We start from the raw sequence: 12,278 nt of genomic DNA on the forward strand, positions 1-12,278 counted from the left end.
TACCGCAGGAATACTTTCATGAGCTACGGCATCTATATCGGGCGCAATCTGACCGCTGACGGGGTGGCCTACCTGGCCGGATATGGCGACGAGCCGTCGAGCCACTGGCTCGAGATCAACCCGCGGCAGACGCATGAGGCGGGCAGCACGATCACCGTGGGCGTGACGCCGCAGGCCGACATGCCGGGGGTGCTGACGGACATTCCGCAGGCCGCCGAGACGCTGCGCAACATGCGGGTGAGCTACAGCTATTACCTTGGCGTGCCGGCGCCGCTGACCAATGGCGGGCTGAACGAATGCGGGGTGGCGGTGCGCGATATCTGGTCGCCCACGCGCAAGGACCTGATCGCGATGACGCCGAAGGATCAGAAAGGGCCGAACTATTCCGACCTGGCCCGGATCGTGGTGGACCGGGCGCGCACGGCGCGGGAGGGGGTTGAGCTGATCGGGGAGCTGATCGGCAAGCATGGCTATTCGACCTATGGCGGCAATTCCCACATGATCGCCGACCCCGACGAGGCCTGGGTGGTGATCGAGTTTGCCGGGGGCAAGGGGCTGTGGTGTGCCGAGCGGCTGGGGCCGGATTGCATCCGGGCGTCAAGGCCGGGCTATATCGGCGAGATCCCGGACGCGCCGAACGAGGATTTCCTGTTCCCGGAGCATTTCATCGAGACGGCGGTCGAGCTGGGCTGGTACAGGCGCGGCGAGGGGCCGTTCAACGTGAACGACATCTACGGCGACGGGCGGATGCGCTGGAAGGGCGTGGCCTGGGTCGAGGACGAGATGAAGGCGCGGGCGGCACGGCCGGAGAAGGTGACGCTGGAGGATGTGTTCTGGTCGATCCAGACCGAGCGGCTGACGGGCGATACGGCCGGGTACGGTCAGGTTGTTCCGCTGGTGCACCCGTCCGATGCCGCGCTGCGGATGATGTGGCACGCGCCCATCGGGCCGGTGACGGCGCCGCTTTTGCCGGTGTTCCTCGGGCAGGGGTCGGTGCCCGAGGCGTACCGGCAGCACCGCTACCTGACGACCGGGGAAAGCGCCCGCTTCCTCGACCGCCGGAAGGAGGAGAAAAATGCCGACACCGTCTCGCCTATCCCGCAGGGGATCGAGACGGCGGGCTCGGCGGTCTACCAGTACAAGCGGCTGATGCATCTGGCGTTCCAGGCGGAGGACACCCTGCTGCCCGAGGTCTGGGCGCATTGGCGGGCGATGGAGGCCAGCGTGAACGCCGAAGTGCCCGAGGTGCTGCGGGCGGCGGAGCTGCTGATCGCGGCGGGCGAGGCCGGGCTGGCCGAGCGGGTGATGACAGAGTTCAGCCATCGCTGCCTGCGCGCGGGGCTCGAGGATTGCACGGCGCTGGCCGAGGCGGCGCAGGCCCGGCTGCGGGTGGCGGGGCGGCTGAACCTGACGCCCAAGCCGCTGGGGCCGAAGCAGCTCTGGTAGGGTAGAGGCCCCGGGTCAGGCCCGGGTCGGGTGCCACAAGCGCTCCGCTATCCGCCAATCCCGCCGGGCGAGCGCCGGCACGTGGGGAGGCGCAGCAACGGCGGTGGATGGCATTTTATGGTGCCGGGTACATCCTAGACAGAGACGTCACGCGACCTCTCGAAAGCGCCTGCCCGCCGGGACGGGCCGGCGCTCGCCCGGCGCCGCGCTTAGGCGCGGCTTTGTTCCGGGCGGGTAGCAAATCGTGGGGTGGGTGAACCGAACCTCTCCACGCGCCACGCATACCGCCCGTCCCTGGCCTCCGAGCCGGGACCTCAGCCAGTTAGTGGCCCCGGGGTCAGGCCCGGGGCGGGTGTCCATGAACCCTGTGCCATCCGCCCTTCCTGTCGATCATCGCGTGCGCCGCGCCCCTCACCCCTTCGGCGTTACACCAAACCCCTTGCGGAACTGCTCGGCATGCGCCGGGAAGGCGGCGGAGAGGTACATGGCCGCCAGCCGCATAGGCTGTTTCAAATCCACCGGGTCGCCCGACAGGTACATGCCCAGCCACAGCCCGTCGGTCATCGCGTCGATTCCGGCGGCGATGTCGCTGGCGCCGGTGACCGGGCGCCCCTCGGCCTGCAGGAGCGCGGCGCAGGCGTTGCACATGGCCTGGGCGCGTTCCTGTTCGAAGGTCTTGGAAATCTCGCCATAGAGCGGCCGGGCCTTCGATTCGCCCCAGAAGGCGTGCCAGATGATCAGCGTCTCCTCGGTGCACGATTCGGGCGTGAAATCGGATTTCACCAGCGCGGTGATCTGGTCGGCCGGGTCGGGGCCCGCGGCGGAGACCGCCTTTTGCCAGTTCTCCTGGTAGATCTCGTACTGGTGCCGCAGCGCCGCGCCGAGCAGGGATTGCTTGTTCTGGAAGTAGAACACCGCCACCCCCTGCGACAGCCCGGCCTCGTTCGAGACGCTGGCCAGGGTGGTGCCGGACAACCCGTTCCTGACGATCGAGCGGTAGGTGGCCTCGATGATCTGCCCGCGCCGCTTGTCGGCGTTTTCCTTGCGTTCCTTGCGCGGGCGCGTCGCACCCTCCTGAGCGGCCATGGCATCTCTCCGTTGCGGGTGGGGCCAGTATCGCGCGGACGGGGCGCGACAGCAACCCGGCGCAAGGCGGATCGGGTAAAAAATTTGATTGAGCGCTCAAAATAACTCGGGTAGGATGCGGGAAAGCAGAAGACGCGGCGCAACGCCGCCAGAAATGGACCCCTATGACCGACCAGAGCATCACCGCAGATCCCGGCCACAACGCCGCCATCCCCGCAGAAGCCGTACAGGAATGGGATAACGACCATTTCGTCCACCCGTGGGAAACCATCGGCACCAGCGATGCCAACCGCGCCATCGCCGCGCGGGCCGAAGGGATCTACATGTACGACCCCGACGGCAAGAAGTTCATCGACGGGCCGGGCGGCATGTGGTGCGTCCAGATCGGCTATGGCCGGCAGGAGATGGCCGATGCCATCGCCGAGCAGACCATGCGCCTGCCCTATACCTCGCCCTGGGCCTTCGCGGCGGAACCCTCGGCCCTGCTGGCCAAGCGAATCGCCGAGATGACGCCGGGCGACCTGAACAGCGTGTTCTTCACCACCGGCGGCTCCTCTGCCGTCGATAGCGCGATCCGCTTCGTGCAGTTCTACAACAACATCAAGGGCCGCCCGCAGAAGAAGCTGATCATCGGGCGGGAGAAGGGCTATCACGGCTCGACCTACCTCGCGGCCTCGGTCACGGGGAAAGAGCGCACCAAGTCCCGCCTCGATTTCGAGGAACGGCTGGTGCGCCTCATCGGCAACGTGAACCCCTATGTCCGCCCCGAGGGGATGAGTGTCGAGCAATGGTGCGATGCCAAGGTCGACGAGCTGGAACAGGCCATCCTCGATGCCGGCCCCGAGAACGTGGCCGCCTTCATCGCCGAGCCGGTGCTGGCCTCGGGCGGGGTGATCGTGCCGCCGCCGGGCTATCACAAGCGCACACTGGAGGTCTGCCGCAAGCATGACGTGCTCTACATCTCCGACGAGGTCGTCACCGGCTTCGGTCGGCTGGGCCACTGGTTCGCCAGCGAGGAGGTGTTCGGCATCACCCCCGACATCATCACCTGCGCCAAGGGCCTGACCTCGGGCTATCTGCCGCTGGGCGCGATGATGCTGTCGGACCGGTTGTGGAACGACATCGCCTCGGACGAGCGCGAGCATATCATGTTCTCGAACGGCTATACCTATTCGGGCCACCCGGTCTGTTGTGCCGCCGCGCTGAAGAATATCGAGATCTTCGAGCGCGAGGGCATCCTCGAACACGTGCGCGAGATCACCCCGCATTTCCAGGAGCGGCTGAACGCGCTGGGCCGGCACGAGATCATCGGCGACACGCGCGGCGTGGGGCTGATCGGCTGTGTCGAGGGTGTCGCGGCGCCGGACATGTCCGAGGCGAAGCGGCTGGCCATTGACCTCGAATTCGGTGAACGGGTCGACGCCAAATGCGAGGAGATGGGCCTGATCGTGCGCCCGCTGATCAACCAGTGCGTCTTCTCGCCGCCGCTGATCATCACCACGGACGAGGTCGACCGGATGTTCGACATCCTCGAGACCGCGGTGCAGCAGGTGCAGTCGGAAATGCTATAGACCGTGCCGCGGACGCGGCGCAATCTCACCCCACATACCCTGTAAAGGAGGTCGCCCGATGGAGGACAATGCCGTTCTGGAAGAGGGCTTCAACGGTCTCACCCGGATGCAGGAGGCGCTTCCGGCGTCGTGGTATTTCGACCCGGCGCATTACGCCCGCGAGCTGCGCGAGATCTGGGGGCGCAACTGGGTCTACCTGTGCCGGGCCGACACGCTGGACGGCCCGCGCAGCTTCCGCAGCTTCCAGGTGGCGGGGCAGCCGGTGCTGCTGGTCCGCGATCAGGAGGGGGTGCTGCAGGGCTTTTTCAACACCTGCCGGCATCGCGGCTCGCTGCTCTGCCCTCAGGCCGAGGGCACGCTCAAGAAGGCGATGATCACCTGCCCCTATCACCAGTGGGTCTATGACCTGACCGGGCGGCTGCGGGCGACCGGGCCGATGCGGCGGGTCGAGGGGTTCGACCGTGACGACTATCCCCTGCACCGGGTTCGGGTGGCCGAATGGGGCGGGTTCGTCTTCGTCAACCTCGACCCCGATGCGTCGTCGTTCGAGGAGCTTTACGGGGCCGAGACCGCCTATGTCGCCAACTGGCCGCTCGAGGAGCTGAAGGTGGGGCATGTCTTTTCCAAGACGCTGAACTGCAACTGGAAGGCGTTCTGGGAGAATTACAACGAGTGCCTGCACTGCCCCAACATCCACCCCGAGCTGTGCGAGCTGGTGCCGATCTACGGCCGGGCGATCATGGCGCGGCGGGACGATCCGGACTGGGCCGAACATGCCGAGGACCAGGCGCCGCACCGCTCGGGCGGGCTGCGCACGGGGGCCGAGACATGGTCGATGGACGGTGCGGCGCAGGGGCGCCTGCCGGGGCTGAGTGACGAGGATGTGGCGGCCGGGCAGCGTTATGTCACGGTGACGCCGTCGGTCTTCATCGCCCATCACGCCGATTACGTGCGGATCGTGAAGATCACGCCGACGGGGCCGGAAACGATGGAGCTGACGGCGGAATGGCTGTTCCTCCCCGACACGCTGGCGCGGCCGGATTTCGACGCCGACAAGATCACCCGGTTCGGCATCCTGGTGATGGAGCAGGATGGCGGCGCGTGCGAGCTGAACCATGCGGGGATGCGGGCGAGCGCGTTCCGGAACGGCGTGCTGATGCAGGAGGAATACGAGGTATTCCTGTTCCAGCAATGGGTGCGCGAACAGCTTGGCGAGGCGCCGAAGAGCGAGGGTGCGGCGAGCCGGGCCAGCCGGCGGATGCCGGTGTCGGAGTGACGTTCGAGCCGTCCAGGTAGAAACCCGTCCCGGCCTTGAGCCGGGACCTCGTGCTGCGGGAGGCCCCGGGTCAGGCCCGGGGTGGGGAGATCCTATATGCTGGTATCGGTTAGCCCCGCCGGGCGAGCGCCGGCCCGTGGGGAGGCGCTGCTACGGGGGTGACTGGCAATTTATGGCGCCGAGTACGTCTTCCCTAAAAACGTCACGCTACACCCGCCAAAGCGCCTGCCCGTGGGGACGGGCCGGCGCTCGCCCGGCGCCGCGCCAAGGCGCGGCTTGACTCCGGGCGTGTGGCAGCCAGTAGGGTTGGTGCGAACCCACCATGCCGTCGTAACCTGAAGCAATCCCGTCCCGGCCTCCGAGCCGGGACCTCGCGCCACAAGAGGCCCCGGGTCAAGCCCGGGGCGGGGTTGCTCCGCCAGCGCGGTATCACTCCCGCTCGGCCAGCATCTCGGCATTGACCTCGGCCAGCGTGCCCGGCGCGGGCGGTTCTTCCAATGTCAGCACCGGAAACAGGTCGCGGAGCTGGTCGTGGTAGCTCTTCACGCCATACTCCAGGTCCGACAGGATGATCCCGTCAAACGCCGATGACAGCGCCGCCTCGCAGGACCAGATGGTCAGCATCTGGTCTTCCTCGGCGGTGATCCGGTCGATCCGCCCCGACAGGTAGCGCGCCAGCCGCAGCTCGCGGCTTTCGTTGCGGTACTTGTAGGACGCCCCGCGCAGGCGGCTCTTGCCGGTGCCGTCGGGGAATTCCTGGTAGAAGATCATCGAGTCCGGGTAGACGCCGATCACCGTGTTGGGGAACATCCCGTAGTAAAGCCACGCGTTGCGGTGGCTTTCCGGCAGCCACTCGGCCTCGGGCAGGGTGGACTTGTAGGCCCTCACCGACCAGAGCGAGCCCGGCCCGTTGTTGAACGGTGCGAAGGAGCGCGCGGCGCCGCCCTCGAACGGCTCGTCGACGTAGCCCTTGCCGTAAAGGTCCTGCAGGGCAGGGTGGGCCATGGCCACGTGGTAGCCCTCGTTGTCGACATCGCGGATGGCCTTCCAGTTGACCGCGGTTTCATCCGCCCAGACCAGCGTGTCTGCGGGCACCATGTCGGCCAGCTCGTAAGGCGCGAGCTCGGCATCGAACCGGCCCATGATCTCGGCCACGGAGGGCTGATCGCTGTCCTTGAAGCGGACGAAGATGAAGCCCTGCCAGATTTCCATGTCGAGCGGTTTCAGGCCGTATTCCACCGGGTCGAGCGGCGGGAAGCTTTTCGGCTGTGCCGCGCCGCGCAGCGTACCGTCGAGGTTGTAGGCCCAGCCGTGATACGGACAGATCAGGGCGGATTTGCACATGCCCTGCTCGTCGGCCACCACCCGGCTGCCGCGGTGGCGGCAGAGGTTGTGGAAGGCGCGCACCACGTTGTCGCGGCCGCGCACGATGAGGGCGCGTTCCTCGCCCACATCGAATGTCATGTAGTTGCCGGGCTCGGGCACGTCCGAGACGTGACAGGCCAGCTGCCAGTGCTTGCGGAAAAGCTCTTCCTTTTCCAGTTCAAGCAGCTCGTCCGAGAAATAGGCCCAGCCGGGAAGGCCCGAACGGTCCCAGTTCTTCGGGGGGGATTGATCTTGTACGGTGTTCTGCATGGATAAATTATAATGAGCGCTCAAACTAATTTGCAAGCCGATTCTCGCCGGTGATCCCCTCAAACGGGCGAGTGTGTCATTCCGGCCGCGCCCTGCGCGTGCTGCGGTAGAGGTGCTGGGCCAGCCGGTGCGCATCCTCTCCCGCCCCCTGCCGCAGCAGCACGTAATACCCGTTCGTGGTATCCACCGTCTCGGCCACCGGCCGCACCAGCTCGCCCCGCTCGAGCGCCCCGTCGCACAGGTTGCCCCAGCCCAGCGCCACGCCCATCCCCGCCTTGGCCGCATCCAGCAGCGCGGTATAGGAATTCGTCCGCATCAGGATCCGCGCCGGCGCCGGATCAACCCCGGTCTCGGTCAGCCAGATGCCCCAGTTCATCCAGTTCCAGTGGATATAATCCAGGTCGATCAGCTCGGCCGACAGCAAATCCTGCGGCGCGGTGATCGGGTGCTGTTGCAGGTAGCCGGGCGCGCAGACCGGGAACACCACGTCGCCGAACAGCCGCCGCGCCACGAAACCCGGCCATTGCCCGTCGCCATGCAGCACCGCCACGTCGGCGCCCAGCACCTCCGCCTCGTTGTCGCTGACCGTCAGGTCGATGGCGACCGGCGAATCGGGCGCCAGGAACGCCCCGATCCGCGGCAGCAGCCAGTGCTGCCCGATCGACGTGTCGCAAGCCAGCTTCAGGAACCGCCGCGCCTCGCGTTGGCGCAGGCTGTGGGTGGCCGAGGCCAGATGCTGCAGCGCCACCTTGACCCCGTTAAGAAGTTCGCGCCCCTCCGGTGTCAGCTCGATCGCCCGGTGCCGCCGCTCGAACAGGCTGATTTCCAACAGCTCTTCCAGCTTCCGCACCCGCTGGCTGACCGCCGACTGGGTGACCGACAATTCCTCGGCCGCGCGGGTGAAACTGCCCAGCCGCGCCGACGCCTCGAACGGCAGCAGCAGGTCGAGCGGGGGAAGGTTTCGGCGCAGCATTAGCAGGACTTGCCCAAAAGCGGTAGAAATCAGCGTTTGTCAGCATCCATGCTTATTCTGTCTAATGCAAGCAGACAAGGAAGCAGGAGCCACCGATGAACCTACCCCTTCTGAACCTGATGCCGGGCGATGCCCCCTTCCGCGCCGACCCGGCGGAATCCTACACGCTGCCCGCGCGCTTCTACCACGACCCCGAAATCTGGGCGCATGAGAAACAGGCGATCTTCTACCGCACGTGGAACTATGCCGGCCATGTCAGCCAGGTCGCCGAGCCGGGCCAGTTCCTGACCGTGCGCATCCACGAGCAGAACATCTTCGTCGCCCGCACCCGTACGGGCGAGCTGCGCGCCTTCTACAATGTCTGCCCGCACCGGGGGCATGAACTGCTGTCGGGGACGGGCAAGAAGAACATCATCACCTGTCCGTATCACGCCTGGGCGTTCGACTTCGACGGCACGCTCAAGTCGGCGCGCAATACCGAGGAGGTGAAGGGCTTCAAGCGCGAGGAGTTCTCGCTCCGCCCGGTGCAGGTCGAGGTGTTCTGCGGCCTCGTACTGGTCAACCTCGACCCCGAGGCCACGCCGTTTGCCGAGCAGATGGGCGACCTCGAAGAGGAGATCCGCCATTTCGTGCCCTCGGTCGACGAGCTGCAATTCGCCCAGCGCGACAGCTACGATGTGCAGGCCAACTGGAAGGTGATGATCGACAATTTCCTCGAATGCTATCACTGTCACCCGGCGCACAAGGATTTCGTCGACCTCGTCGACATGGACAGCTACCGCACCGTCACCTGCGGCCTTTATTCCAGCCAGTGCGCGGGCAAGCCCCGCTCGGTCAATTCCCGCGCCTTCAGCTTCACGCCGGGGGATGTCGATTTCGGCTATGCCGGCTGGTATGTCTGGCCCAACTTCACCATCTGGGCCTATCCGGGCGAGGCGAACCTGTCGGTCCTCCAGATGAACCCCACCGGCCCCGACCAATGCGTCGAGTACCAGGACTGGTTCGTGAAGGATGGCGAGGTGACCCAGCAGTTGCGCGATGCGATCAACTACCAGATCGACGTGCTGCAGCCCGAAGATATCGGCCTGTGCGAGAGCGTGCAGAAGGGGCTGAAATCTTCCGGCTACAACCAGGGCCGCTTCGTCGTGGATGCGGGCAAGACGGAACTCAGCGAACATGCTGTCCACCATTTCCAGAAACTGGTGGCCGACGCGCTGGGCGCCCGGCTCGACCCGGACGCCTGAGCCATGGGGTCGAGCGACGGGGCGACCCGCGATCTCGTGACGACGCAACCCGGGGCAGGGTGGGATTTCGGTCTCACCCGGCACCCCTATCACGAGATCGAGCGCCCGCTGGGGCCGCACTACTGTGTCTACAACCGCCGCCTAATGGCGGTGCGGCTGGATGCGCTCGACACCGACGAGGGTTATTGGAAGTTGCGGCGCGAGGCGGCGCTGCTCAATACCGGGGAGTGGCCCATCGCCTTCGAGGGGCCGGAGGCCGAGGCGCTGCTGAACCGGCTTTTCACCAAGGATATCAGCAAGGTGAAGCCGGGGCGCTGTGGCTACGGGCTGGCCTGTTTCGACGATGGCGGGATGATCACCGATGGCGTGCTGCTGCGGCTGAGCGAGACGCTTTTCTGGTACGCGCAGGCGGATGGCGATTTCGTCAACTGGGCGCGGGCGCATGCCAGGGGGATGGATGTCCGGATTTACGATCCCAAGGTCTTCGTCAGCCAGGTGCAGGGGCCGGCGGCGATGGATATCCTGGCCGCCGCCGCCGATGATGGCATGCCCGAGCCGTTCGGCTATTTCGGCATCGCAAGGGTGCGGTTCGGCGGGCAGGAGGTGGTGATCACCCGCACGGGCTATACCAACGAGCTGGGCTGGGAATTCTACACCGAGCCGCATCACGACGCCGAGGCGCTGTGGCGGCACCTGGAAAAGGCCGGACAGGGGCATGGCCTGTGCATCTTCGGGCTCGACTCGATGAATATCCGCCGGATCGAGGCGGGCATTCTCAACGCCGGGTCGGATTTCGACGGCACGACCACGCCCTTTGACGTGGGGCTGGGGCGGTTCGTCGACCTCGACGGGCCGGATTTCATCGGCAGGGCGGCACTGCAGGACGCCCCGCGCGAGGCGCGGCTGCACGGGCTGCGCTGCGACGGGGGCGAGCCGAAGGTCGGCGGCACGGTGAAGATCGGCGACGCCCCGGCGGGCCGTGTCACCTGCGGCGCCCTTTCGCCCTTCCTCGGCCATGGGATCGGGATGGTCCTGCTGGACAAGGCCGGGCCGGGGCCGGGCAGCCGCGTGCTGGTGGAAACCCGCGACGGCAGCTATCATCCCGGCGAACTGGTCGAGATGCCGTTCTACGACAAGCAGGCCGAGATCCCGCGCGGCAAGCGGGTGGATATTCCCGAGCGCCCCGGATGACGGAAGGAACTACATGCGGATGATGCACCCCGACCGTCTGGCCGTTTTCGCGGGGCTCTTTGCGGGGCTCTGCTTCGGCATCTTCTGGCTGCCGCTGCGGATGCTGGAACAGTCGGGGCTCGAGGCGCCGTGGGCGCTGGCGCTGTTCATGACGATCCCGGCGGTGATGTGCCTGCCCGTCGCGTGGCATTTGCGGCGCGATTACCTGCGGGGCGGCCGCGCGCTGATCGGCGGGGTGCTGGCGGGGGCGGCCTATGCGATGTACGCGGCCTCGCTGCTGTATACCGACGTGGTGCGCGCGGTGCTGCTGTTCTACCTGATGCCGATCTGGGGCTTTGCGCTGGGCTGGGCGATCCTGGGCGACCGGATCACCCGCTCGCGCTGGCTGGCGATCGGGCTGGGGGTGGTCGGGATGGTGGTGATCTTCGCCGACGATACCGGCCTGCCCCTGCCGCGCAACATGGGCGACTGGCTGGGGCTGGCCTCGGGGATGTTCTGGGCGGTGGGCTGCATGCTGATCCTGAACGAATCCCGCGTGCGCACCGCCACCCACGCGGTGAGCTTCTTCCTCGTCGGCGCGCTCCTGACCGTGGCGGTGGCGCTGTGGTCGACCTCGGCCGGCCACGTGCTGGTGCCCGATGCCGGCGCGCTGAAAGCCGCCGCGATCTGGTTCCTGCCGGTGGCGCTGGTGCTGATCCTGCCTGCGGGGTTCGCCACGGTCTACGCGCCGACGCGGCTGAACCCCGGGGTGGTGGGGCTGCTCTTCATGACCGAGATCGCCGTGGCGGCGGTGACGGCGGCGATCTGGTCGGGCGAGCGCTTCGGCCTGCGCGAGGTGATCGGCCTGCCGCTGATCCTGTCGGCGGGGCTGATCGAACCGGCAGTGATGACATGGCGCGACCGCCGCGCAAGGGTGGAGAGAACGGCATGAGCGGCGATTACATGAGCCGGGCGGCGCAGGCCTTCCTGGACCAGCCGGCGGCGGAAGACCTCGGGCCGCTCTCGCCCGAGACGATCGACGCCTACCGCAAGATGGCGAAGGACGAATTCCTGCCCCGGGCCGAGCGGGCGGTGAAGGCGCATGGCGTGACCGTCGCGGAGGTCGAGATCGCCGGCGTGCCCTGCCTCGAGATCCTGCCCAAGGGAGAGCCCATCGGCACCGTCCTCTACTGCTACGGCGGCGGCTACGTCACCGGCAGCGCGCGGGAAGACCTGATCGTCAGTGCCGGGCTCTGCCATCGTTCCGGCGCCCGGATCGTCGCCGTCGATTACCGCCTCGCCCCCGAACACCCCTATCCGGCGGCTGTCGACGACGGCGCGGCCGTCTACGATGTGCTCTCCCGCGACGCCGCCCCCTTCGCCATCGCCGGCGAATCCGCCGGGGGCAACATGGCGCTCCACCTCATGCAGCGGGCGCAGGCGAACGGCCTGCCCATGCCCGTGGCCGCCGTCCTTCTCTCGCCCTGGTGCGACCTGACCCATGGCGGCGACAGCCTGCAGGCCAATGACGGCCGCGACCCCACGCTCGACCTTGCCTTCGTCGAGGCGGCGGCGCAGATGTACGCCGCCGACACCCCCCGCGACACGCCCGGCATCTCGCCCCTCTTCGGCCCCTTCACGCCCGACTTCCCGCCGACCCTCGTGACCACCGGCACGCGCGACCTGCTGATGAGCCCCTCGATCGAGCTCACCCGCCGGATGCGCGACGCCGGGATCGCCGTCGAGCTGGATGTGCATGACGGCCTCTGGCACGTCTTCGAATTCTACGACGAACTGCCCGAGGCGGCGGCGTCGCTCAGCCGCTGCGGCGCCCACCTGTCACGGCACATGGGGGGCTGAGGCCGATGCCCGCCATC

10 protein-coding genes are annotated in these 12,278 nt (G+C 67.2%); 7 read left to right on the forward strand and 3 right to left on the reverse strand.

What is annotated here, in order from left to right; genetic code table 11:
- Window positions 1-18 precede the first annotated feature (18 nt).
- Window positions 19-1,446, forward strand: a complete 1,428-nt coding sequence (locus ACO07J_RS21260; RefSeq protein WP_422032703.1) for a C69 family dipeptidase — start codon at window positions 19-21, stop codon at window positions 1,444-1,446.
- Between the two features lie 411 nt (window positions 1,447-1,857).
- Here ACO07J_RS21260 and ACO07J_RS21265 read toward each other — a convergent pair whose 3' ends face one another.
- Window positions 1,858-2,532, reverse strand: coding sequence for a TetR family transcriptional regulator C-terminal domain-containing protein (locus ACO07J_RS21265; RefSeq protein ID WP_422032705.1), 675 nt, complete (start codon window positions 2,530-2,532; stop codon window positions 1,858-1,860).
- Between the two features lie 164 nt (window positions 2,533-2,696).
- Between ACO07J_RS21265 and ACO07J_RS21270 the strand changes: the two genes are divergently transcribed.
- Entirely contained in the window at window positions 2,697-4,103 is a 1,407-nt protein-coding gene (locus tag ACO07J_RS21270) for an aminotransferase (RefSeq protein WP_422032707.1), read from the forward strand.
- A 58-nt stretch (window positions 4,104-4,161) separates the two neighbouring features.
- Complete coding sequence (locus ACO07J_RS21275) at window positions 4,162-5,379, forward strand: aromatic ring-hydroxylating oxygenase subunit alpha (RefSeq protein WP_422032709.1); 1,218 nt, start codon at window positions 4,162-4,164, stop codon at window positions 5,377-5,379.
- 429 nt (window positions 5,380-5,808) lie between these two features.
- Here the strand turns inward: ACO07J_RS21275 and ACO07J_RS21280 are convergent, their stop codons facing one another.
- Together ACO07J_RS21280 and ACO07J_RS21285 are read right to left on the reverse strand one after the other, a co-directional pair.
- Complete coding sequence (locus tag ACO07J_RS21280; RefSeq protein WP_422032711.1) at window positions 5,809-7,014, reverse strand: aromatic ring-hydroxylating oxygenase subunit alpha; 1,206 nt, start codon at window positions 7,012-7,014, stop codon at window positions 5,809-5,811.
- Between the two features lie 76 nt (window positions 7,015-7,090).
- Window positions 7,091-7,987, reverse strand: coding sequence for a LysR substrate-binding domain-containing protein (locus ACO07J_RS21285; RefSeq protein ID WP_422032713.1), 897 nt, complete (start codon window positions 7,985-7,987; stop codon window positions 7,091-7,093).
- A 95-nt stretch (window positions 7,988-8,082) separates the two neighbouring features.
- On the opposite strand from ACO07J_RS21285, the gene ACO07J_RS21290 reads away from it, so the two are divergent.
- Genes ACO07J_RS21290 through ACO07J_RS21305 form a run of 4 tightly spaced genes read left to right on the forward strand, consistent with a single transcriptional unit; the run spans window position 8,083 to window position 12,261 of the window.
- Window positions 8,083-9,231: an aromatic ring-hydroxylating oxygenase subunit alpha gene (locus ACO07J_RS21290; protein ID WP_422032715.1), complete on the forward strand. Its 1,149-nt coding sequence runs from the start codon at window positions 8,083-8,085 to the stop codon at window positions 9,229-9,231.
- A 3-nt stretch (window positions 9,232-9,234) separates the two neighbouring features.
- On the forward strand, window positions 9,235-10,422 hold the full coding sequence (locus tag ACO07J_RS21295) for an aminomethyltransferase family protein (RefSeq protein WP_422032717.1): 1,188 nt from the start codon (window positions 9,235-9,237) through the stop codon (window positions 10,420-10,422).
- Between the two features lie 13 nt (window positions 10,423-10,435).
- Complete coding sequence (locus ACO07J_RS21300; protein WP_422032719.1) at window positions 10,436-11,353, forward strand: DMT family transporter; 918 nt, start codon at window positions 10,436-10,438, stop codon at window positions 11,351-11,353.
- Entirely contained in the window at window positions 11,350-12,261 is a 912-nt protein-coding gene (locus ACO07J_RS21305; protein ID WP_422032721.1) for an alpha/beta hydrolase, read from the forward strand. The genes ACO07J_RS21300 and ACO07J_RS21305 overlap by 4 nt, the downstream gene beginning before the upstream one ends.
- Window positions 12,262-12,278 lie beyond the last annotated feature (17 nt).

This window comes from Roseovarius sp., assembly GCF_965228755.1.
GTDB lineage: Bacteria > Pseudomonadota > Alphaproteobacteria > Rhodobacterales > Rhodobacteraceae > Roseovarius.

Coding starts and splice junctions, on each gene's coding strand:
- ACO07J_RS21260 (WP_422032703.1), top strand. CDS start 19: ATGAGCTACGGCATCTATATCGGGCGCAATCTGACCGCTGACGGGGTG.
- ACO07J_RS21265 (WP_422032705.1), bottom strand. CDS start 2,532: ATGGCCGCTCAGGAGGGTGCGACGCGCCCGCGCAAGGAACGCAAGGAA.
- ACO07J_RS21270 (WP_422032707.1), top strand. CDS start 2,697: ATGACCGACCAGAGCATCACCGCAGATCCCGGCCACAACGCCGCCATC.
- ACO07J_RS21275 (WP_422032709.1), top strand. CDS start 4,162: ATGGAGGACAATGCCGTTCTGGAAGAGGGCTTCAACGGTCTCACCCGG.
- ACO07J_RS21280 (WP_422032711.1), bottom strand. CDS start 7,014: ATGCAGAACACCGTACAAGATCAATCCCCCCCGAAGAACTGGGACCGT.
- ACO07J_RS21285 (WP_422032713.1), bottom strand. CDS start 7,987: ATGCTGCGCCGAAACCTTCCCCCGCTCGACCTGCTGCTGCCGTTCGAG.
- ACO07J_RS21290 (WP_422032715.1), top strand. CDS start 8,083: ATGAACCTACCCCTTCTGAACCTGATGCCGGGCGATGCCCCCTTCCGC.
- ACO07J_RS21295 (WP_422032717.1), top strand. CDS start 9,235: ATGGGGTCGAGCGACGGGGCGACCCGCGATCTCGTGACGACGCAACCC.
- ACO07J_RS21300 (WP_422032719.1), top strand. CDS start 10,436: ATGCGGATGATGCACCCCGACCGTCTGGCCGTTTTCGCGGGGCTCTTT.
- ACO07J_RS21305 (WP_422032721.1), top strand. CDS start 11,350: ATGAGCGGCGATTACATGAGCCGGGCGGCGCAGGCCTTCCTGGACCAG.